General features: G+C 50.3%; 20 protein-coding genes. 8 read left to right on the top strand and 12 right to left on the bottom strand.

Annotated features, from left to right (window positions below):
• Positions 1 to 38 precede the first annotated feature (38 nt).
• From oxc to ACJHYR_RS07455, 3 genes are all read right to left on the bottom strand, one after another.
• On the bottom strand, positions 39 to 1,733 hold the full coding sequence (oxc, locus tag ACJHYR_RS07445; RefSeq protein ID WP_001283480.1) for an oxalyl-CoA decarboxylase: 1,695 nt from the start codon (positions 1,731 to 1,733) through the stop codon (positions 39 to 41).
• A gap of 53 nt (positions 1,734 to 1,786) precedes the next feature.
• Positions 1,787 to 3,037, bottom strand: coding sequence for a formyl-CoA transferase (frc, locus tag ACJHYR_RS07450; protein WP_000106757.1), 1,251 nt, complete (start codon positions 3,035 to 3,037; stop codon positions 1,787 to 1,789).
• A gap of 511 nt (positions 3,038 to 3,548) precedes the next feature.
• Positions 3,549 to 4,181: a YfdX family protein gene (locus tag ACJHYR_RS07455; protein ID WP_000825608.1), complete on the bottom strand. Its 633-nt coding sequence runs from the start codon at positions 4,179 to 4,181 to the stop codon at positions 3,549 to 3,551.
• A gap of 295 nt (positions 4,182 to 4,476) precedes the next feature.
• Between ACJHYR_RS07455 and ypdI the strand changes: the two genes are divergently transcribed.
• Complete coding sequence (gene ypdI / locus ACJHYR_RS07460) at positions 4,477 to 4,752, top strand: colanic acid biosynthesis lipoprotein YpdI (protein WP_000867669.1); 276 nt, start codon at positions 4,477 to 4,479, stop codon at positions 4,750 to 4,752.
• A gap of 76 nt (positions 4,753 to 4,828) precedes the next feature.
• Here the strand turns inward: ypdI and ACJHYR_RS07465 are convergent, their stop codons facing one another.
• Positions 4,829 to 5,071 carry a YfdY family protein gene (locus tag ACJHYR_RS07465; protein ID WP_000639884.1) on the bottom strand — a complete coding sequence of 81 codons (243 nt, stop codon included), beginning with the start codon at positions 5,069 to 5,071 and terminating at the stop codon, positions 4,829 to 4,831.
• A gap of 352 nt (positions 5,072 to 5,423) precedes the next feature.
• Here ACJHYR_RS07465 and lpxP point away from each other — a divergent pair, with 352 nt between their 5' ends.
• Both lpxP and ypdK read left to right on the top strand, forming a co-directional pair.
• Positions 5,424 to 6,344: a kdo(2)-lipid IV(A) palmitoleoyltransferase gene (gene lpxP, locus ACJHYR_RS07470; RefSeq protein ID WP_000484405.1), complete on the top strand. Its 921-nt coding sequence runs from the start codon at positions 5,424 to 5,426 to the stop codon at positions 6,342 to 6,344.
• A 355-nt stretch (positions 6,345 to 6,699) separates the two neighbouring features.
• Positions 6,700 to 6,771: a membrane protein YpdK gene (gene ypdK / locus ACJHYR_RS07475; RefSeq protein WP_010723117.1), complete on the top strand. Its 72-nt coding sequence runs from the start codon at positions 6,700 to 6,702 to the stop codon at positions 6,769 to 6,771.
• Between the two features lie 64 nt (positions 6,772 to 6,835).
• Here ypdK and alaC read toward each other — a convergent pair whose 3' ends face one another.
• Complete coding sequence (gene alaC, locus ACJHYR_RS07480) at positions 6,836 to 8,074, bottom strand: alanine transaminase (RefSeq protein WP_000785909.1); 1,239 nt, start codon at positions 8,072 to 8,074, stop codon at positions 6,836 to 6,838.
• Between the two features lie 376 nt (positions 8,075 to 8,450).
• Here alaC and ypdA point away from each other — a divergent pair, with 376 nt between their 5' ends.
• The 3 genes from ypdA to ACJHYR_RS07495 are packed head-to-tail and all read left to right on the top strand — an operon-like array spanning position 8,451 to position 11,767.
• Complete coding sequence (ypdA, locus tag ACJHYR_RS07485; RefSeq protein WP_059327765.1) at positions 8,451 to 10,148, top strand: two-component system sensor histidine kinase YpdA; 1,698 nt, start codon at positions 8,451 to 8,453, stop codon at positions 10,146 to 10,148.
• Between the two features lie 14 nt (positions 10,149 to 10,162).
• On the top strand, positions 10,163 to 10,897 hold the full coding sequence (gene ypdB / locus ACJHYR_RS07490; protein WP_001295458.1) for a two-component system response regulator YpdB: 735 nt from the start codon (positions 10,163 to 10,165) through the stop codon (positions 10,895 to 10,897).
• Positions 10,898 to 10,909: 12 nt separating this feature from the next.
• Positions 10,910 to 11,767: an AraC family transcriptional regulator gene (locus ACJHYR_RS07495; RefSeq protein WP_000646844.1), complete on the top strand. Its 858-nt coding sequence runs from the start codon at positions 10,910 to 10,912 to the stop codon at positions 11,765 to 11,767.
• 2 nt (positions 11,768 to 11,769) lie between these two features.
• On the opposite strand, the gene ptsP is transcribed toward ACJHYR_RS07495, so the two are convergent.
• The 6 genes from ptsP to glk all read right to left on the bottom strand — a co-directional run bounded on the left by ptsP (position 11,770) and on the right by glk (position 19,206).
• Entirely contained in the window at positions 11,770 to 14,265 is a 2,496-nt protein-coding gene (ptsP, locus tag ACJHYR_RS07500; protein ID WP_000955830.1) for a phosphoenolpyruvate--protein phosphotransferase, read from the bottom strand.
• A 24-nt stretch (positions 14,266 to 14,289) separates the two neighbouring features.
• Complete coding sequence (ypdE, locus tag ACJHYR_RS07505) at positions 14,290 to 15,327, bottom strand: aminopeptidase (protein WP_072837570.1); 1,038 nt, start codon at positions 15,325 to 15,327, stop codon at positions 14,290 to 14,292.
• The gene (ypdF, locus tag ACJHYR_RS07510; RefSeq protein WP_072837569.1) at positions 15,327 to 16,412 is read right to left on the bottom strand and encodes an aminopeptidase; all 1,086 of its coding nucleotides are present in this window, start codon (positions 16,410 to 16,412) and stop codon (positions 15,327 to 15,329) included. Before ypdF ends, ypdE begins: the two co-directional genes overlap by 1 nt.
• Positions 16,413 to 16,426: 14 nt before the next feature.
• Positions 16,427 to 17,674, bottom strand: a complete 1,248-nt coding sequence (locus tag ACJHYR_RS07515) for a PTS fructose transporter subunit IIC (protein WP_000985322.1) — start codon at positions 17,672 to 17,674, stop codon at positions 16,427 to 16,429.
• 21 nt (positions 17,675 to 17,695) lie between these two features.
• A complete protein-coding gene (locus ACJHYR_RS07520) occupies positions 17,696 to 18,022 on the bottom strand; it encodes a PTS fructose transporter subunit IIB (RefSeq protein ID WP_000038456.1) in 327 nt (108 codons plus the stop codon).
• 218 nt (positions 18,023 to 18,240) lie between these two features.
• Positions 18,241 to 19,206, bottom strand: coding sequence for a glucokinase (gene glk, locus ACJHYR_RS07525; protein ID WP_000170355.1), 966 nt, complete (start codon positions 19,204 to 19,206; stop codon positions 18,241 to 18,243).
• A 203-nt stretch (positions 19,207 to 19,409) separates the two neighbouring features.
• Between glk and ACJHYR_RS07530 the strand changes: the two genes are divergently transcribed.
• Together ACJHYR_RS07530 and ypeC are read left to right on the top strand one after the other, a co-directional pair.
• A complete protein-coding gene (locus ACJHYR_RS07530; RefSeq protein ID WP_000903124.1) occupies positions 19,410 to 20,666 on the top strand; it encodes an ion channel protein in 1,257 nt (418 codons plus the stop codon).
• Positions 20,667 to 20,780: 114 nt separating this feature from the next.
• The gene (gene ypeC / locus ACJHYR_RS07535) at positions 20,781 to 21,107 is read left to right on the top strand and encodes a DUF2502 domain-containing protein YpeC (RefSeq protein ID WP_000490072.1); all 327 of its coding nucleotides are present in this window, start codon (positions 20,781 to 20,783) and stop codon (positions 21,105 to 21,107) included.
• A gap of 141 nt (positions 21,108 to 21,248) precedes the next feature.
• Here ypeC and ACJHYR_RS07540 read toward each other — a convergent pair whose 3' ends face one another.
• Positions 21,249 to 22,487, bottom strand: coding sequence for an Nramp family divalent metal transporter (locus ACJHYR_RS07540; RefSeq protein WP_000186369.1), 1,239 nt, complete (start codon positions 22,485 to 22,487; stop codon positions 21,249 to 21,251).
• Between the last annotated feature and the right edge of the window lie 259 nt (positions 22,488 to 22,746).

Here is a 22,746-nt window from a genome sequence, read left to right on the forward strand (position 1 = left end):
TCGCATAATGAGTTGGCAAGAGGAGACGATGTCAGTATTTAATTACCAGCGACTTGTTTTGGGTTAAGTTTGGTAATATGGCCACTTTCAGTTCCTGCTGCAGGGTCGATGACCACATTAATAATGGTCGGTTTGCGCGACTGAATACCGGTGGTTAAAGCATGACGAAGTTCATCTGTCGTAGTGACGTTATAGCCAACGCCACGAAACGCATCCATTAATTTGTCATACCTTGCATGGTGCAATAGATCTGTTGGTGATGGTGCACCAGCGCCACTGAGATCAACACCGTCTCCTCTGTAGATGCCGCCATTATTAAAAATAACGATCGTCACCGGCAGGTTATATCGACAAATCGTTTCAATCTCCATCCCACTGAAACCAAAAGCACTATCACCTTCAATGGCGACAACCGGAGAACCAGAGGTCACGCTAGCACCGATGGCATAGCCCATACCGATGCCCATGACACCCCAGGTACCACAATCCAGACGGCGACGTGGTTTATACATATCAATAATATTTCGTGCATTATCCAGGGTATTTGCACCTTCATTAACTAAATAAATATCCTGGTTCTCGCGCAATACATCGCGCACAGCACTTAATGCATTAAAGTAATTTAATGGTTGAGTATCTGTACTTAATTTTTCATGCATTTTTTGTGCATTTTGCTGCTTGTGGATATTTAAAATATCGCGCCATACCAGTGGAGTCGTAAATGTGTTTTGTTTCAGTTCTGCCAGCATACCTTGCATACTGGATGCAATATCGCCAACGACTGGCACAGCAATGGGGCGGTTGCTGTCAATTTCCTGCGGTTCAATATCCAGTTGAATAAACTGTGTATCTGCCGCCCATCCTTTTTTACCGTGTGCCAGTAACCAATTCAGTCGTGCACCAACAAGCATGACAACGTCAGCATTTGCCAGGGCAAACGAACGCGCAGTTGCCGCAGAAAGTGGATGTGTATCTTCGAGGATCCCTTTCGCCATAGACATTGGCAGGAATGGAATCTGGGCACTTTCAATAAATTCACGAAGCTGTTCATCCGCTTGTGAATACGCCGCGCCTTTGCCAAGGATAACTAATGGTCGTTCAGCTTTTGCTAAAAGCGAAATTGCGCTAGCGACTGACTTCGGGCATGGCAATAATGCTGGCGACGGATTTTCAACTTTTACAATCGTGGTTAACGCTTCGTCTTTTTCCATCGTCGCGGCCAGGACATTTGCAGGCAAATCAAGATAAACTCCGCCAGGGCGACCCGATACTGAGACCCGGATAGCGCGTGCCAATGCAATGCCAAGATCCTGCGGCTGATTAACGCGAAATGCTGCTTTGGCATACGGTTTTGCCGCATTCATTTGGTCCAGCTCTTCATAATCACCTTGCTGTAGGTCGACGATCGCGCGGTCGCTGGAGCCGCTAATCATGATCATCGGAAAACCATTTACCGTTGCGTTGGCCAATGCGGTCAAACCATTGAGGAATCCTGGCGCAGACACTGTCAGGCAGATCCCTGGTTTTTGGGTAAGAAAACCGCTTGCCGCAGCGGCATAGCCTGCCGACTGCTCATGACGAAAACCAATATAACGAATGCCTTCCGCCTGGGCATGGCGTGCCATATCCGTCACAGGAATACCTACAACACCATAAATAGTGTCAATATTATTCTGTTTTAATGCTTCAACGATGATATGCATACCATCTGTCATTTGAAGTTGATCTGACATGATTAATAACCTCGAAATTTTTATAAATTGGGAGCCAGAAGCCCCCGTTAATATCAGATGGCGTGGTTTTGCTTCATTGCAGCAATTTCATCGTCGCTATAACCCAGCTCCTGCAATACAGCAGCGGTATGTTCACCTAATAGCGGCGCAGCTTTAATATCCGGCGTAAAGGCAGAGAATTTCATTGGACAACCAACTGTCAGATATTTTCCACGCAACGGTTGTTCCACTTCAACAACACTGCCACTTTGGCGCAAAGAGGGATCAAGTGAAATTTCTTTCATACTTAAAACCGGTGCACAAGGAATATCAAACTGAGTCAAATAGGCCACCGCTTCATGTTTATCAATAGTGACAGTGTATTTTTCGATTTCAGCAAAAATATCGAAAATATGTGGCTGTCGGGCATGGGCTGTACTGTATGCCGGATCGGTAATCCAATCTGGTTTGCCGATGGCTTTACAGGTGTTTTCCCAGTTTTGCTCCTGAATAGTGAAATAAATATAGGCGTTAGGATCGGTTTCCCAGCCTTTACATTTCAGGATCCAGCCAGGCTGACCGCCACCACCCGCATTACCTCCGCGGGGAACTGCATCACCAAATGTGCCATTCGGATACTGCGGGTATTCTTCCAGATAACCCAATTTATCGAGACGCTGCTGGTCGCGTAATTTCACGCGGCAAAGGTTCAATACGGCATCCTGCATTGACATGGTGACTCGTTGCCCACGCCCCGTTTTTTCGCGATGCAGCAAAGCAGCAAGTAAACCGATCAGTAAATGCATTCCGGTGTTGCTGTCACCCAACGCTGCAGCGCTTACCAGCGGCGGACCGTCCCAAAAACCCGTAGTGGATGCCGCGCCACCCGCTGCCTGAGCAACGTTTTCATAGGCTTTTACATTCACATAAGGCGAACACTCATCAAACCCTTTGATCGAACCAAAAATCAGACGTGGATTGATTTCTTGAATATGCTCCCAGGTGAAGCCCATGTGATCAATGGCCCCTGGATGAAAGTTCTCGACTAAGATATCAGCTTCGCGGATCAGCTTTTCCATTACCTCTTTGCCTTCCGCTGTTTTGGTATTTAATTCAATAGAACGTTTGTTACTGTTAAGCATGGTGAAGTAAAGCGCATCGATATCAGGAATATCTCGCAGCTGGTGACGCGTTACGTCACCAACGCCGGGACGTTCAATTTTAATGACGTCAGCGCCAAACCAGGCCAGCATTTGAGTACAAGATGGGCCAGATTGCACACCGGTGAAATCGAGAACTTTAATTCCTTGAAGTGGAGTTGACATAGCAATACCTATTAGTTAATTAAATATGTGTTAATTTAGCGTTTATTTAAGACATAACGCCTCTATAAATAATCCGCAAAATATCGTCGTAGCTGCACTCGATATTTTTAAATTCCTGTATCAAGTACTGAAAATCATTTCATCGCTACTTCCAATTCCTTTCTGCATGGTAAGTAGTGAGGACGAAAAGAAGAATATGATAAATATTGGTTCGCGGTAATCAGAGAGAGCCGCGACATTTGTGATGTTATTCTTACAACTGTAAGAAGCGCCGGTGATTTACAAGTAAGGGTATGATTACGCTTTTTAAAGCGTACCATAAAACATAACATAATAAATGATTTGTGATGACACGGGATTATTGCGGTTTACTTTGAGGAAGATAAAATGCGAGTTTATAGAACCGCGAGCGCCAAATAATTTTATGACCACAACCTGTCGTATTGTGGTCATAAAAAATTGTCGGCTGGAGGGAGTTAAATCCTTTACCTCAATATACTGCCTGTCAGCGTTAGTTCACAAACAGTGCTTCGCTATCGACGATGATTCCATCTTCCGCACCTTTAAGCGCCAGGTTTGCCTCGTAGTATTGCTTTTTATCAAGCAGTTTCTGCGCATCAGCAAGTGCATTACGAGTCTGTTTGAGCGGCATCAGATATTGGTTTTCCATTACGCCAACACCGGCCAGGCGCAGCTCTTCCATTGCGCCCTTTTTATCCCCTTTCGCCATTTTTTCGTTGGCAATTTTTATCGCGGCTTCTTTTTCGGGTGTAGCTACATAACTCTCAGAAATTCCGACAGATGCATTAATGACAATATATTGGTCATCATTGACATTGGTCTTTTTACCTGGCTTAGCGAACTTTGCCCATTCGGTACTGTCATCTGACAACAAAGCTGAAGCTTCATTGGTCAGTTCTTTTGCCTTTTCCGGATCGCCATGAAACAGAGCCAGGCGCGCTACCTGCACGTCACGCATCGCATATAAACCTTGTTCAGAGATACGCTCTGCTGCTGCCGTTTTCTGGGTTTGCTGAACTTGCTGAGTTTGCTGTTGTGCCGCTACCGGTGCATTATCAGCCGCCCATACAGTTGAAGATGCCAGAATTGCTGTGACCATCGTAGCCATAATTAAACGTTTCATACTTACCTCATTCTTTAACAGTTTTAGAAAACGCCGCCATCATATTGGGTGAGCATGAAATGAGAAATCAGAGAGCAACGGTCATTTTGAAAGGGTTATCTTACAGCTGTAGTTATTATCGCAAGAAGTATTTTAGTCTTACAATTGTAGGAATATGCTTCCTGTCGCAGAGAACTATTCTTATATACCACAAAGAGATGTCATTTATTATATCGATGTAAATACTGATTAATTAAATGTAAATACAGCCATAACATCGTAAGTTCTCAGTGAACCATATTCAGGATAACTTTCTATGAAAGTAAACTTAATGCTTTTTAGCTTATTTTTATTGGTCTCTATTATGGCATGCAATGTTTTTGCATTTTCCATTTCCGGTGGTGGAAGTGAGACGAGCTATAAAGAGACAGAGAAAACGTCAGTGATGACGACAACTCATTCTACAAAACTTCAGCCATCACAGGCGATTTTGTTTAAGTTGAGAGAAGATGCGCCACCATTAAATCTCACAGAAGACATTACGCCCCCTTTTTCGACAAAGGCGAATTATCTTATTCATCCTGTGCGATAGCGTCTGTCACATGGCAGGTGAACAATCATGTCTGTTGATGATGTGAGCACCTGCCCAAATGAACCATCCTGACCCACTACCGCCTGCCATACCCCACCATAAAGCGAATCATCAAGCCACAAGCCGGGGCAAGAAACATAAATATCCCCGTCACCAGTTCATTACCGCTAGTTAACCACATGGTGAAGTAATAAATGAGTGCAGCGAGGATCACCATGCCGAAGAAAGAAGAGACCGCCGATACCACGTTCAGGACCTGACCAATGTAGCCGCTTACGCAGACAATACACAGGGCGAGAAACATCCATAAATAAATCATAGCTCAACCTCCTGCCGCGCTAAAAAACCTGTAACTTCAGTCACTTTAATAGTAAGACAATCCTTAACCTCTGGCAATTTTTGCTAAGCATCAATGAAAACAGCACCTTAAATGCAACACTATTGCGTGGGGAAAACTTTTTACTTTGCACGATTAATAATCAGTAGCTGAAAGCAGTCAGCCAGTGATAAAGTAGAGCCACCGCATTCATGCTCCTCGTGGTTATGTCCTGACTAGTCTTTACACTCTTTACAGGAACCATTGTCGTACATGATGGCCCAACCAATTGAGTGTACCGCTGTCGACATGGAATCTTCTGCGATACAACAATTCGTATCTACAGAAGGTAACTATGTTTCCACAATGCAAATTTTCCCGCGAGTTTCTACATCCTCGCTACTGGCTCACATGGTTTGGGCTTGGTGTACTCTGGCTTTGGGTACAGCTTCCTTATCCTGTTCTCTGCTTTCTCGGCACGCGTATTGGCGCAATGGCGCGACCATTCCTGAAACGGCGTGAATCTATCGCCCGTAAAAACCTGGAACTTTGTTTCCCACAGCATTCTGCGGAAGAACGCGAGAAGATGATTGCCGAAAACTTTCGTTCACTCGGCATGGCGCTGGTAGAAACCGGCATGGCGTGGTTCTGGCCCGACAGTCGCGTACGTAAATGGTTTGATGTTGAAGGGTTGGATAACCTTAAACGCGCACAAATGCAAAATCGCGGCGTAATGGTTGTCGGCGTCCATTTTATGTCGCTGGAGCTGGGCGGCCGCGTGATGGGACTGTGTCAACCAATGATGGCTACCTATCGTCCACATAATAATCAGCTGATGGAATGGGTGCAGACCCGTGGGCGCATGCGCTCTAACAAAGCGATGATCGGCAGAAATAATCTGCGCGGCATTGTTGGTGCACTGAAGAAAGGTGAAGCGGTATGGTTTGCTCCCGATCAGGATTATGGTCGTAAAGGCAGCTCCTTCGCGCCGTTCTTTGCGGTGGAAAATGTCGCCACAACCAATGGTACGTATGTCCTTTCACGTCTCTCTGGCGCAGCCATGTTAACCGTAACGATGGTAAGAAAAGCGGATTACAGCGGATATCGTTTGTACATCACCCCAGAGATGGAAGGCTACCCGGCAGATGAAAATCAAGCCGCTGCCTATATGAACAAGATTATCGAAAAAGAGATCATGCGCGCACCGGAGCAGTACCTCTGGATCCACCGTCGCTTTAAAACGCGCCCGGTGGGTGAATCGTCGCTATACATTTAACAAACTGCTCTTACTCTTTCCCTCCTCAAATCAGCCATAATAACCTCATGGTTTTTATGGCTTTTTTCTTAAGGTTTTTTCCTTCGCTGAATCTCTAATTATTACCGTCAGAAATTAAACTGTCGCCGATATGAGACACCTGTAAGTTACTAAAAGTAAATAAGAAAATGCCTCTTGTCTCGTTTCAGTTTTAGGCGTACATTAGCGCCGTCTGGAGCAGTTTAGCTCAGAATTCTGGGGTGATGCCCACGGTAAAATACAGGACTTTTAAGGTCGTTTTGCCCGGTGTCAACTCACTGTATCAGGTGTAATGAAGTCATTCAGGCGTAACAGTAATTACGCGGAGAGATGTAAAGTGAAATATTTCTTTATGGGCATTTCTTTTATGGTCATCGTTTGGGCCGGTACTTTTGCCCTGATGATCTAAAAGCAAACTGTGCAATGAAAAACAGGAGCCATCAGGCTCCTGTTTGCATTTTTGAGGTCGGTGTTTATTCCGCGTTTTCGTGAATATGTTTGCTGCTGGCGGGTAGTAAACCATCGGCACGGAACATCGCTTTAATCCCACGAATCGCCTGACGAATACGGTCGCGGTTTTCAATCAGTGCAAAGCGAACATGCGTGTCGCCGTAGTCGCCAAAGCCAATCCCCGGAGAGACACAGACCTTCGCTTCGTTCAGCAGCTTCTTGGCAAATTCCAGCGAGCCCATGGCAGCATACGGTTCCGGGATTTTCGCCCAGACATACATCGAAGCCTTCGGCATTTCGACCATCCAGCCCGCTTCATGCAGCCCTTTTACCAGTACATCACGGCGGCGTTTGTACTGTTCAGCAATGTCGCGCACGCACTGTTGATCGCCCTCCAGCGCCGCAATCGCTGCCACCTGCAACGGCGTAAAGGTGCCGTAATCGTGATAGCTTTTAATACGTGCCAGCGCGCTGACCAGCGTTTTGTTGCCAACCATAAAGCCGATACGCCAGCCCGCCATGTTGTAGCTTTTCGACAGCGTAAAGAACTCGACCGCCACATCGCGTGCACCCGGCACCTGCATGATTGACGGCGCTTTCCAGCCATCGTAGACGATATCGGCATAGGCCAGGTCATGGACCACCAGCACATCGTAGCGTTTCGCCAGCGCCACAACCTTTTCGAAGAACTCCAGCTCCACGCATTGCGCGGTTGGATTCGACGGGAAGCCGAGGATCATCATCTTCGGTTTCGGATAACTTTCGCGAATGGCGCGTTCCAGTTCGTTGAAGAAATCGACACCTTCCACCAGCGGCACTGAGCGTACCTGCGCCCCGGCAATCACCGCGCCGTAAATATGAATCGGGTAGCTTGGATTAGGCACCAGTACAGTGTCACCATGATCCAGCGTCGCCAGCATCAGATGCGCCAGTCCCTCTTTCGAACCAATGGTGACGATAGCTTCTGATTCCGGGTCGATTTCAACGTCGTAGCGATCCTGATACCAGTGTGAAATGGCGCGACGTAGCCGCGGAATGCCGCGTGAAGTGGAGTAACCATGCGTGTCCGGGCGCTGGGCCACCGTACATAATTTTTCGACGATGTGCGGCGGAGTCGCACCGTCCGGGTTACCCATACTGAAATCGATAATATCTTCGCCGCGCCGACGCGCAGCCATTTTCAGTTCAGCGGTAATATTAAAAACGTAGGGCGGGAGACGATCAATGCGCGTAAAGCGACGTTCAGGGCGAGTGTCAGCCATAATTTCCTCAGATTAACGTTAGCGCCCGGACCGTCCGAGCGACGCTGCCACGATGGTGGCTGTTTTGAAAATAGCCTGATTAATTTCTGTCTGTCCAGCGTTTTAGAACATTTTTATCAATGGCTTTAAATGAGGAACGCCACTTCAAAAACAGGAAATTTATCTGCGCTAACAAGAAAATTACCACTCATTTTATTAACATTATAATTTCAATAAATTTACCAAGCAGATGTGCATTATCAAGAGATGCATTGCTAATACACCATTTATCTTTCAATCCCCTTTTAAAATTGTGGTTTTTCCTCAAAAACGGCCTGCTGGTCATCAGCCTTCAGGTTACCTATCATAGAGGTTTAATCCTTATTCAGAGTCACCCGTGCACGAAATATTCAACATGCTGCTGGCGGTCTTCGATCGGGCAGCGTTAATGCTTATCTGCCTGTTCTTTCTCATCCGTATCCGCCTGTTTCGCGAACTGTTGCACAAGTCGGCACACTCACCGAAAGAGCTGCTCGCCGTTACCGCCATTTTCTCGTTGTTTGCCCTGTTCAGCACCTGGTCCGGCGTTCCCGTAGAAGGCTCGCTGGTGAACGTTCGTATTATCGCGGTAATGTCAGGCGGGATTCTGTTTGGCCCGTGGGTAGGCATCATTACCGGCGTGATTGCGGGTATTCACCGGTATTTAATTGATATCGGCGGCGTGACGGCGATCCCCTGCTTTATCACCAGCATTCTGGCGGGTTGTATATCGGGCTGGATCAACCTGAAAATCCCCAAAGCACAGCGCTGGCGCGTCGGTATTCTCGGCGGCATGTTGTGTGAAACGTTGACCATGATTCTGGTGATTGTCTGGGCACCAACTACCGCGTTGGGGATCGATATCGTCTCTAAAATCGGCATTCCGATGATCCTCGGCAGCATCTGTATCGGCTTTATTGTGCTGCTGGTGCAAAGCGTTGAGGGCGAAAAAGAGGCCAGCGCCGCGCGGCAGGCCAAGCTGGCGCTGGATATCGCCAACAAAACGCTGCCGCTGTTTCGCCATGTCAATAGCGAGTCATTACGCAAGGTCTGCGAAATTATCCGCGATGATATTCACGCCGATGCGGTGGCGATTACTAATACCGATCATGTGCTGGCCTATGTCGGCGTGGGCGAACACAACTATCAGAATGGCGATGACTTCATTAGCCCGACTACCCGACAGGCGATGAATTACGGAAAAATCATCATTAAAAACAACGATGAAGCCCACCGCACACCAGAGATTCATTCCATGCTGGTGATCCCATTGTGGGAGAAAGGCGTTGTGACCGGAACACTGAAAATTTACTACTGCCACGCGCATCAGATCACTTCCTCATTACAGGAAATGGCGGTCGGTCTGTCGCAAATCATCTCCACGCAACTGGAGGTTTCGCGTGCCGAGCAGTTACGTGAAATGGCAAATAAGGCAGAGCTTCGCGCTCTGCAAAGCAAAATTAATCCCCATTTTCTGTTTAACGCTCTGAACGCTATTTCATCGTCAATCCGTCTGAATCCAGATACCGCTCGCCAGCTGATCTTTAATCTGTCGCGTTATCTGCGCTATAACATTGAATTAAAAGACGATGAGCAAATCGATATCAAAAAAGAGCTGTATCAAATTAAAGACTATATTGCCATTGAGCAGGCCCGCTTTGGCGACAAGCTGACGGTTATCTATGATATTGATGAAGAGGTGAATTGCTGCATTCCCAGCCTGCTGATCCAGCCGTTGGTGGAGAATGCCATTGTCCACGGTATCCAGCCTTGCAAAGGTAAAGGCGTTGTCACCATCAGCGTTGCAGAGTGCGGCAATCGGGTACGCATTGCGGTGCGAGATACCGGGCACGGCATCGATCCAAAGGTGATTGAGCGGGTCGAAGCGAATGAAATGCCGGGCAATAAAATTGGTCTGCTGAATGTCCATCATCGCGTGAAGTTATTGTATGGCGAGGGGCTGCATATCCGCCGCCTGGAACCAGGAACGGAAATTGCGTTTTACATTCCTAACCAACGCACCCCAGTCGCCTCACAGACTACGTTATTGCTTTGAGCCGGAGTGATATTGTGAAAGTCATCATTGTTGAAGACGAATTCCTGGCACAACAGGAACTGAGCTGGCTAATTAAAGAGCACAGCCAGATGGAGATTGTCGGCACCTTTGACGACGGTCTGGACGTGTTGAAGTTTTTGCAGCATAACCGCGTCGACGCCATTTTTCTGGATATCAATATTCCGTCGCTGGATGGTGTGTTGCTGGCGCAAAACATCAGCCAGTTCGCCCATAAACCATTTATTGTGTTTATCACCGCGTGGAAAGAACATGCGGTAGAAGCGTTTGAACTGGAGGCGTTTGACTACATTCTCAAACCGTATCAGGAGTCACGCATTACCGGGATGCTGCAAAAACTGGAAGCGGCCTGGCAACAACAGCAGACCAGCAGCACGCCTGCCGCGACGGTAACGCGTGAGAATGACACCATTAATCTGGTGAAAGATGAGCGAATAATCGTCACGCCAATTAACGATATCTATTACGCCGAAGCGCACGAGAAAATGACCTTTGTCTATACGCGGCGTGAATCCTACGTAATGCCGATGAACATTACCGAATTTTGCAGCAAACTGCCGCCGTCGCATTTTTTCCGCTGCCATCGCTCATTTTGTGTCAATCTGAACAAAATCCGCGAGATCGAACCGTGGTTTAATAACACCTACATTCTGCGGCTGAAAGATCTGGATTTTGAAGTGCCAGTCAGCCGCAGCAAAGTTAAAGAATTCCGCCAGTTAATGCATCTTTAATCGGGAACTTTCATGAAAGCACCAGGCTTGCCCGCCGATCAACAATTTTTCGCCGATCTGTTCAGCGGCCTGGTGCTTAACCCGCAACTACTGGGGCGCGTCTGGTTTGCCAGCCAGCCTGCCTCGTTACCGGTGGGCAGTTTATGTATTGATTTTCCCCGTCTGGATATCGTGCTGCGCGGCGAATACGGCAATCTGCTGGAAGCAAAGCAGCAACGTATGGTTGAAGGAGAAATGCTGTTTATTCCAGCGCGCGCGGCTAATTTACCGATCAACAACAAACCGGTGATGCTGTTAAGCCTGGTGTTCGCACCGACCTGGCTTGGGTTATCGTTTTACGATAGCCGTACCACGTCGTTGTTGCATCCTGCTCGCCAGATCCAACTTCCCAGCCTGCAACGCGGCGAAGGTGAAGCAATGCTTACTGCCCTCACCCATCTTAGCCGTTCGCCGCTGGAGCAGAATATCATTCAGCCACTGGTGTTAAGTTTGCTGCATCTTTGCCGCAACGTGGTGAATATGCCGCCGGGCAATTCGCAGCCGCGCGGCGATTTTCTTTATCACAGCATTTGTAACTGGGTTCAGGATAATTATGCGCAGCCGCTCACCCGTGAGAGCGTGGCGCAGTTTTTTAATATCACGCCCAATCATCTGTCAAAACTGTTTGCGCAGCATGGAACAATGCGTTTTATCGAATATGTGCGTTGGGTGCGAATGGCGAAGGCGAGGATGATTTTGCAGAAATATCATCTGTCGATTCATGAAGTGGCGCAGCGTTGCGGCTTTCCGGACAGCGACTATTTTTGTCGCGTCTTCCGGCGTCAGTTTGGCCTGACGCCGGGAGAGTACAGCGCCCGTTTTCAGGGCTAACGTCAGAAGGTTAATTCCGTTTCCAGCAGCGTCAGGATGCTTTGCGCATCTTGCGCGGCGAACAGCGACTGGCGGAAGTTTTTATTCACCAGTTTACGCGCCAGCTGCGAGAAGACTTTCACATGATTCATCCCTTCGTTAGCGCCCAGTGTCAGCATGATCACCAGTTCGACTTCGCCCATTTCTGACTGCCAGTCAACCGGTTTCACCAGCCGGGCAATGCTGATACTGGAATGACGGATCCACTGAGATTTGGTATGCGGGATCGCTACGCCAAAACCAACGCCAGTAGTAACAATCTCTTCCCGCTGCCAGACATCTTCTTCCAGCTCAAACGGATGTTCAGTACGCCCGTTAACACCAAGGTTGCCGCACAGGAACTGGATCGCCTGCTCTTTATTACTAAAGTCCTGATCAACAAAGATATTCTCCAGCGCCAGCAGTGGGCGAACGTCTTCTTCCGGCGTAAAGGCGGTGAGTAACGCTTCAATTTCCTGCGCACTGCGGCATTCACATGCCTGACGCGCCAGTTCCCGACACGCCTCGCTATCCAGTTGACGAAGCTGGCTTTTCACCGCCGGAATGCGCGGGCTACTCATGCTTAACTCGTCCAGGCCCAGCCCAAGCAGTAGAGGCAGATAACGACTTTCACCGCCTAGTTCACCGCAAATACCTACCCATTTGCCGCGCTGATGCGCAGTGGTAACAATCTGCTGCAACATGCGCAGGAACGATGGCGTAATCGGGTTATACAGCGGCGATACGCGCGGGTTATTACGATCGACCGCATACAGATACTGGGTCATATCGTTAGAACCGATACTGAAGAAATCGACCTCATCGCAGAAGTGGTCGATGATGTAGCACACCGACGGCACTTCCACCATGATACCCAGCGTAATCGTCTCTGCATGACGCAGACCATCGCGTTTAAGCTCAACGATCGCTTTTTGGATCTCACCCTTCACCCATAAGATCTGATCGAGGCTGTGAACCATCGGGATCATCAGCTGGGCGTTGCCGAAACTGGCGGCACGCAAAATAGCCCGCAGTTGAGTGCGGAACAGGCCAGCAAATTCCGGGTAAATTCGTACCGCACGATAGCCGAGGAACGGGTTCTCTTCCTGGGGAATGTTGAGGTAAGGAATGCTTTTATCGCCGCCGATGTCCATTGTGCGGAAGATAATCGGCTTGTCGCCCGCGGCCAGTAGCACCTGCTGGTAGGCTTCAAATTGCTCCTGCTCGTCCGGCGCGCTGTCGCGATCCATATAGAGCATTTCAGTACGGAACAGCCCAACACCTTCCGCGCCGTTGGCAAACGCGCCAGGCGCTTCCAGAGCAGTGCCAATATTCGCCGCAATATCAATGCGCTTGTTATCACGGGAATAGGCCAGCTGCGCGGCGGCCTGCGCCTGTTGTTGCTGACGTTTATCCGCCAGCGTCTGCGCAACCTGATAATAACCGCTCACCGCGTCATCAGGATTAATCGCCAGCACGCCGCACTGGGCGTCAAGCACCGCCGGTTGCCCGGCATAACGGGCAATCGCATCCAGCGGCAGGCCGCTAAGAACCGGGATCGCCGAGGCGCGGGCCAGAATCAGTGTATGCGAGGTGCGCCCGGTTTTCTCCAGAATCATGCCCGCAAGATTTTTTAAATCGAGGCTTAAAAACTGGCTTGGGGTTAAATCTTCAGCCACCAGAATGGTCGGTTTTTCAAGCACCAGATTGTTGCGCGGCTTCAGTTCCGGCCAGGTGATATGCAGCAACTGTTCGCTGATATCGCGAATGTCGCTAACACGCTCGCGCAGATAATCGCTGGCAGAAGCAGATAGTTTGGCGCAAACCTGCTCCATATTGCTGATGATCGCCGCCCCCAGCCCCTGATGCTGTTCTGCCATCAGGCGACGGATATTGCCCGCAAATTCATCATCCTGGATCAGCGACAAATGGGCGCTGAGGATAGTTTTGCTTTCTCCGTCACGCTCACGCAATTGCTGGTTCAGTTGCTCGGCAAGCGTTGCCAGGCTGTGCTCCAGCAGGGTGGAATCTTGCGCACTGGCGGGGATTGCCCGATAACTATCGAGGCTGTCGCTCTGTAACAGGGTCAGCGTACCCACGCCGACGCCGCTTGCCAGCACATTGCCGTACAGTAAATCAGGATTCAGACGGCTTAATGAACGCGGCAGCGGATGCGCCGTCAGTTCTGCCTGTGTTGGCTGGATGCTGTCGCTGTCGATAAAGCGCACCTGGATGTACTCTTCCAGCACGCGCCGCGCCTGCTCTTCATCGCTGCCGCTAATGTTCAGGCTGCAACTGTCATTAAATAAAGTGCCAGTGCCAATCAGCGCCAGCGAGCTTTTGGCATCTGCCTTTGCGTTCTGGCGATGGTTAATAAAAGTGATTTCGCTTTGCCACTGGTTGCACTGTTCTTTAAGTTCCCACGCCGGACGAGCATGCAGACCGTTTGGCAAAGGACAGAGAAATTGAATCGTTAACATAACCGCTCCGGGTTAATCAGGAGATCATCTGAAATCCGTCAGTTGAACAACCGTCTCACGCGTAAGACGTTGAATAAGGGCAGATAAAAGCTGCTGTATCTGCAAAATGTCACGGCAATCGGCAATCGATGCGGCGCAATGTCCGTGGCGGGTGGCAGGCCCCATCACCACTGTGGGTACGCCAGTGCCGGTTAAGTGCACCGCCCCACCGTCCGTGCCACCGTTGCTGAACATATCTGCCTGTAACGGCACGCTAATTTCTGCCGCCACGGTTTCAATCCACGCGGTAAGTTTTGGCGGCGCAATCAGCGATTTATCGCTTAACACCAGCATCGGGCCGTTACCAATCTGACGATGGTTAGCCGCGCCATAATCAAAGTTTTTCGCCCAGCAGGCGGTATCCAGCACAATCGCAACGTCCGGTGAAACCGCACGGGTAGCGGTTTGCCCGCCGCGTAAGCCGACCTCTTCGCTGGAGCTGGCCACCAACCACACTTCCGCAGGCAGTTCGGCATCGTGCAGCTCACGTAGTAAGGTAACTAACAGGTAGCAACCGAGGCGATCATCAAAGGCTTTCCCCATCACTCGCTGGTGAGGGAGAACCTGAAAAGTGGTATCAAAGGTGACGCGATCGCCTGGACGAATTCCCGCCTGCATCACTTCGTCATACGAGCGAGCGCCAATGTCCACGCGCATGGCGCTGACGTCATTCCCCTGCCGGTCGCCGTCAAGCAGGCCAGGTATTTTGCACTCTTCACGGGTGGTGATCCGCACCGGCTGAAGCTGTCGGGCAGCCATGCGCACGTTGCCAACTGGCAGCACATCAATCGCCCCTTCGCGGGAGATGCTGCGCACCATAAATCCCACTTCGTCCATATGCGCACAGATCATCACCTTCGGACCTGTCGATTCATTGAGGCGGATCAGCACCGATCCCAGCCCATCAAATCGCACTTCTTTTTGCAGGCGATCCGCTTCTTCCAGCAGGATCTGCCGTACTTCCTGTTCCGAGGAGGCGATCGCATCTGCCTCGCTCAACGCTTTTAGTAACGATAAATCCATTATGCCTCTCCCGTGAGCAACACTGTTTTCGGCATGGCGTAGAGCACTTCTGCGCCTTGCGGGGTGACCAGCACAACATCTTCGATGCGCACGCCCCCTTGCCCTGGCAAATAAATCCCCGGCTCCACGGTCAGTAACATGCCTGGCTGTAGCGTCGTGGTATCCCGCGGTGAAAAACGCGGCTCTTCATGGACTTCAATGCCGATAGCATGACCGGTGTTATGACCGAAATAGTCGCCATAACCTGCTTCTGTAATGACCCGGCGCGCGGCATCGTCAACCTGCTGGCAGCGCACGCCGGGGCGAATCGCGGAGATTGCTGCGAGCTGTGCCTGCAGGACAATCTGATAGACGTTAAACAGCGGGTGAGATTCGGCGCTCACCCCTTCGCCATTCACCAGCAAGGTGCGCGTCATATCAGAGCAGTACCCCTGATAGAGCGCACCAAAATCAAGAGTGACAAACTCGCCCGCTGCAACAATCTTGTCGCTGGCTTTACCGTGCGGCAGCGCGCCACGCCAGCCGCTGGCGACAATGGTGTCAAAAGAAGCTTTTTCTGCGCCCTGCTGGCGCATAAACCACTCCAGTTCAGCGGCTATCTCGCGCTCGCTCATCCCCGCCTGAATAAAGCGGCGAATATGCTCAGCACCGCGATCGGCAATCCCACAGGCGAGGCGGATTTTCTCCACCTCCTCTGGCGTTTTGATTTGCCGCAGCACATCCGGCGTGGCGCTAACCAGTTTCGCATTGAGTTCAGACTGCCAGCGGTGCGCGGTTTCCCAACTCACCTGCTGGCCCTCAAAACCGAGCGTTTGCAACTGCTCATCGGCAATGATTTGATTGACGATAGTGGTAAGCGTGTTCGTCGCGTCAAGCAAATGCAGCTGGTAGCCTTGCGTGCGGGCTTCTACATCCGCGTAATAGCGCGAATCCACCAGAATGTGCGCACTTTCACGGCTAATCACCACATAGCCTGATCCGGTGGAACTCCCCAGATGCGGCTGTTTGTTCTGCCGTGAGGAGAGAAGCACCGCATCCAGTTGTTGCGCCTTAAGCCAGTCGCGCAGCGAAGCGAGTAATGTCATCTGGATTTTCCTTCTTACAGGCTATCGATTAACAATTTGCCTTTACGGAACATCATCAGACGCAGGAACACCACCATCAGCGCAGTAATGACTGCCCCCAGCGCGATCCCCGCCATGTAGACGCCGAGGTTAGTGACCAGCGGCCATGCCCAGATAGCGGACTCCGGGAACCATTGCACTGCGCCCAGCCAGACTGCAGCGGTTGAGCCGACAATCGCGCCGACCATATAGGACGGAATGGCGGTGATGGGGCTTTCCAGTGCAAACGGAATCGCACCTTCACTGATCCCCATAAACGCCAGGAACATGGCGGTTTTACCCTGCGGATAAAGCTGAGCACTGAACAGACGTTTGCCGGTTAAACGGCGGTCGATAATGGTCGCCAGACCCAGACCAATCGGCGGAATAACGATAGCGATAGAACGTGCGGTGACCGGTAATACGTGGTCCGTGGTAAAGCTGAAGGCAACGAAACCAGCTGCTTTGTTGATCGGGCCACCAAGGTCAATTGCTGTCGCCGCGGCGATCCCCATCGCGTACATCAGCGCGCCCTTCTCACCTGCGGCAGTCAGCACGGTACGGATACCGCCGTTGATCCAGCCGCCAAAGGGGGTGATGACGTAGTACATCGCCAGCATGACAAAAATGGCGGAAAGAATCGGTAGCAAAAATGTGGTTTTGAACGCTAACAGGAAATCCGGTAACTGGATTTTCTGGTTCATCCATTTCACAAGGTAACCAGCAACGATAGAAATAATCAGGGCACCAATGAAGGTGGACGGCACCGGCGAAGAGGTCGCCCATTGCATAGTGCTGGGATCGAAGTTCAGCAGTTGCGTCGGCTGGGTAGACATCAAGCCGCCAATAAAACCAGCCGGGAACGCCAGTTTGCCGCCGATAGAGTTCGCCACAAAAGCGGCAAACATCGGAATGGCGAAACCAAACAACACGCCGCCGAAGGACTGCGACAGCCAGGCAAATTTCAGTAAGGAAAGGTCGAAACCGGAGAATTTCCCGCTATTAAGAGCATCCATGATGCCGATATCAGCAGGAATTTTAAGCCAGCTATAAGCAATCAGCTGGCTGAAAGCGAGGATCACACCGCCCATAATTAAGGTCGGCACCATGCGTGAAATCCCTGACATCACATGCTGCGGGAGTTCACCCCAGAAGCTGCTTTTAGAGGCCTGCGGATTCTTAACTGCCGCTGCCGCACCGGATGCGCCAGGCACAACGGTTGCACTGCGTTTTTTAATGGCCATAACAATTATCCCTGTCGAATATTACTGTTGTTCAGAGGCAATCATCTCTTCGATTTCTTTGATGATGCCCGCAGCGTTTTTAATTGCGTCCTGCAAAGTGATTTCATAAACGTCGCGTGATTCGAAACGTTCGTTATCTTCCGGGGTAACCGCCACGGAGTGGATGATGATGGTCGCTTCGGCGATATCCTGCGCGGTCAGGCGATTCTGGATGCCGTCCGCGCCCTGAGTTTCAATTTTCACTTCATAGCCTGCTTCCACCGCCGCTTCTTCCAGCGCCTGGGCAGCCATAAAGGTGTGAGCCAGACCCATCGGGCAGGCACATAAAGCAATCAGTTTCTTACTCATCGTTAATTCCTCGTTCAGTGATAGTTGACGAGTGAAATTATGAACGTGCAAAACAAATCGCCGTTACCAGACAAATAATGCATTTACTGGAGAATTAATCCCGCTGCACGGAAGTGTGACGCAGGTCGGCCTTGTGAGGGGACACAAAGGAAAATTGAATTAACTGTATGATTTAAAAGATTATCGGGAGAGTTACCTCCCGATGTAACAGGAAGGATTTACAGAATGTGACCTAAGGTCTGGCGTAAATGTGCACCGGAACCGAGAAGACCCGGATTGTCATGGACGATGAGATACACCGGAATATCATGGACATATTCTTTAAAGCGCCCTTTATCTTCAAATGCGGCACGGAAACCGGAGGCTTTGAAGAACTCAAGGAAGCGCGGCACGATACCACCCGCAATAAACACGCCGCCAAATGTCCCGAGATTGAGCGCCAGATTGCCGCCAAAACGGCCCATAATGACGCAAAACAGCGACAACGCGCGGCGGCAATCGGTGCAGCTGTCAGCCAGCGCACGTTCGGTAATATCTTTTGGCTTGAGATTTTCTGGCAGGCGGTTGTCGGCTTTCACAATCGCGCGATACAAATTCACCAGCCCAGGACCAGAAAGCACGCGCTCTGCCGAAACATGACCAATTTCTGCACGCAGTATTTCGAGGATAATGCCCTCTTCTTCACTATTCGGCGCAAAATCAACGTGACCGCCTTCGCCTGGCAAGCTTACCCAACGCTTATCTACATGGACCAGATGCGCAACCCCAAGCCCCGTTCCGGCACCGTAAACCGCAATAGGCTTACCTTCGACCGGTTCTGCGCCACCAAACTGAATCAGATGCTCTTTTTTCAGCATCGGGATCGCCATCGATACAGCGGTAAAATCGTTAATAATTTCCAGATGGCTAAAACCGAGATTCTTTTTCATTTCGGCAATTGAGAACGCCCAGGTATGGTTGGTCATTGCCACCCAGTCACCGGTAATTGGGCAAGCGATGGCAATACAGCCGTCTTTCACCTCGACCTTATGTTCTTCAAGATAAACGCGAATGACCGCTTCGAGGCTGGGGTAATCAAGCCCTGAATAGGTCTTAGCCTGCGAGATTTCACCACTGGCAATATCACACAGAGCAAGACGTGCGTTGGTGCCGCCCACATCACCGACTAATGCATACTTTGTCATTCTTCAACTGCTCCGCTAAAGTCAAAATAATTCTTTCTCACACTGTAAATACCTGGGGGCATAACAACAACGCCGGAAAGGCAGGCTCCCTGTAAATATCGATCTGGGTCACACAATTACTTTATCGTTTCAGCACCAATTGCAGCGATGCCTTTTTGCAAGCTGGGCAAACTAAGTATCTGACCCCGCATAAGGAATAGAATATGCTCCATCCGCGAGCCAGAACCATGTTGTTATTATCGCTCCCCGCCGTGGCAATTGGGATTGCGTCCAGTCTTATTCTGATTGTGGTGATGAAAATCGCCTCGGTATTACAGAATTTGCTCTGGCAACGACTGCCGGGAACTCTGGGGATAGCCCAGGATTCACCTTTCTGGATCATCGCCATATTAACGCTAACAGGTATTGCGGTGGGGTTGGTTATCCGTTTCAGCCAGGGGCATGCCGGACCAGACCCCGCCTGTGAACCGCTGATCGGCGCACCAGTTCCGCCCTCTGCGCTACCAGGACTTATCGTAGCATTAATTCTCGGTCTTGCTGGCGGCGTCAGCCTGGGGCCGGAACATCCGATCATGACCGTCAATATCGCCCTTGCGGTTGCCATTGGCGCTCGTCTGTTACCGCGCGTCAACCGAATGGAGTGGACTATTTTAGCCTCTGCCGGCACCATCGGCGCGCTGTTTGGCACACCTGTTGCGGCGGCGTTGATATTTTCGCAAACCTTAAATGGCAGTAGTGAAGTTCCGCTATGGGATCGTCTTTTTGCGCCATTAATGGCGGCAGCAGCTGGTGCACTTACTACCGGATTATTTTTCCATCCCCATTTTTCACTGCCCATTGCGCATTACGGACAGATGGAAATGACCGATATTCTCAGCGGTGCAATTGTCGCGGCGATTGCCATCGCAGCAGGGATGGTCGCCGTATGGTGCTTACCACGGTTGCACGCGATGATGCATCAAATGAAAAATCCGGTGCTCGTGCTGGGTATTGGCGGATTTATTCTCGGTATTCTGGGGGTTATGGGTGGACCAGTTTCGCTGTTTAAAGGGCTGGATGAGATGCAGCAGATGGTGGCAAATCAGGCTTTCAGCACCAGCGATTACTTTTTGCTGGCGGTGATTAAACTTGCCGCCCTGGTCGTTGCTGCCGCCAGTGGCTTTCGCGGTGGACGAATCTTCCCGGCAGTGTTTGTCGGCGTGGCATTAGGGTTGATGCTGCATGAGCACGTTCCCCCCGTTCCAGCGGCAATAACCGTTTCCTGCGCTATTCTCGGCATCGTGCTGGTGGTAACACGCGATGGCTGGTTAAGTCTTTTTATGGCGGCAGTCGTTGTACCCAATACCACATTGCTACCGCTGCTCTGTATCGTCATGCTTCCGGCATGGCTGTTATTAGCAGGTAAGCCGATGATGATGGTCAATCGTCCGAAGCAACAGCCACCCCACGATAACGTTTAGCAAAAAATGCTCTCCTTTATGATTTAAGAGTTATGGCGATGATACGGGGCTTTACCTCCCCGTAATATTGCGTTAACAGGCCGCTGACGGCTTCGATCGTGAAGGAGAATAACAATGTTCAGGTCACTGTTTCTGGCGGCCGCCCTGATGGCATTTACCCCGCTTGCGGCAAACGCAGGTGAAATCACCCTACTGCCATCAATCAAATTACAAATTGGCGATCGCGATCATTACGGTAATTACTGGGACGGTGGTCACTGGCGCGACCGTGACTACTGGCATCGCAATTATGAATGGCGTAAGAACCGCTGGTGGCGTCATGATAATGGCTACCATCGTGGCTGGGATAAGCGTAAAGCGTATGAGCGTGGCTATCGTGAAGGCTGGCGCGATCGTGACGATCATCGCGGAAAAGGCCGCGGACATGGACATCGCCATTAAACGCGTCCGTCAATGGAGCACAATGCCTGATGCGACGCTAGCGCGTCTTATCAGGCCTACAAACCGTCTCTTTAACGCGTAGGGCGGATAAGGCGTTTTACGCCGCATCCGCCAATGGTGCCAGATGCGACACCAGCTGAACTACAATCCCAGTGCCGTTCCCACCAGTAACCAGATATTCAGCGCCACTACCAACACCACAATCACCCAGCCAGTCTGTTTTACGCGTTTGCTGTTCACCAGATCGCCCATCAACTTACTGTCACTGGTAAAAATCAGCAGTGGAACCAGCGCCAGAGCGATACCAAAACTTAACAGCACCTGACTCATAACCAGAATCCGTGTCGGATCTAATCCCATCAGAATGACAATAAATGACGGCAACATAGTGACTGTACGACGCACCCACAGCGGGATATGAAAGCGAATGAAGCCCTGCATCACCACCTGCCCCGCCAGTGTCCCCACCACCGTTGAGGACAGTCCGGCAGCAACCAGACTTAATCCAAAGACCGTTGCCGCAGCATGGCTTAACAGCGGTTGCAGCGTCAGATAAGCCTCATCAAGATCGGCAACACCAGTATGACCAGAAAAGTGGAACGCCGCCGCAGCTGTAGCCATCATCGCCAGATTGACAAAACCGGCAATAGTCATGGCGATAGCCACATCCCATTTGGTGGCGGAATAACGTTGTTGACGAGAACCGCCATGTAAATGTTGAGTGAGCGAAGAGTGCAAATAAATCACATGCGGCATAATCGTCGCTCCTAACACGCCTGCTGCCAGGAAGACCGCCTCCGAAGTAGGTAAACTCGGGATCACCATTCCTTTACCCAGCTGTGCCAGGTTAGGCTGGGAGAAAATCAACTCGACAATGTAAGCCGCGGCAACAAACAACAGTAACCCGCCAATCACTTTCTCCAGTGGTTTTTGCCCGCGACGTTGCAGCATTAAAATCAGGAAAGTCGCGATCCCCGTCAGCACCGCGCCCTGCAACAACGAAACACCAAGAATGAGTTTAAAACCGATCGCCGCACCAATAAATTCCGCCAGGTCGGTTGCCATCGCAATAATTTCTGCCTGAACCCAATAGAACCACACTACGGGACGCGGATAGTGATCGCGAATCTGCTCCGCCAGGTTTTTACCGGTGGCAATCCCTAGTTTGGCAGAGAGGATCTGAATCAGCATCGCCATCAGGTTGGCCCAAACGACAACCCACAGTAGCTGATAGCCGAAGCTGGCACCCGCCTGAATATTGGTCGCAAAGTTACCGGGATCGATATAACCAATCGCCGCAATGAACGCAGGTCCCATTAATGCGAGCCTCATCTTGCGCGCCGCCCGTCCGCTGCTACTCTCAACGCGATAGTTCGTCATCCTGTGCCTCTAAAACATAGCCTTTGCTATGTTTCATGCTATGCCAAACGAGAATGATTATCAAATTCATTTAAATGGGTTGTGGTGATTTCTCTGATAGACCAGGATTATGACTACGAAAAGATTGATGACTTGAATGTTATGGTTATGTTTAATGTTAGCACATTTACATAACTTTCAGCTTCCATACACAACATAGCAGAAATGTATGACAGCTCACTATTTTTGAAGCTGGTCACAGGACGTCATTATAGTGTGT

This window comes from Escherichia sp. WS1450, from assembly GCF_046487395.1.
GTDB lineage: Bacteria > Pseudomonadota > Gammaproteobacteria > Enterobacterales > Enterobacteriaceae > Escherichia > Escherichia coli.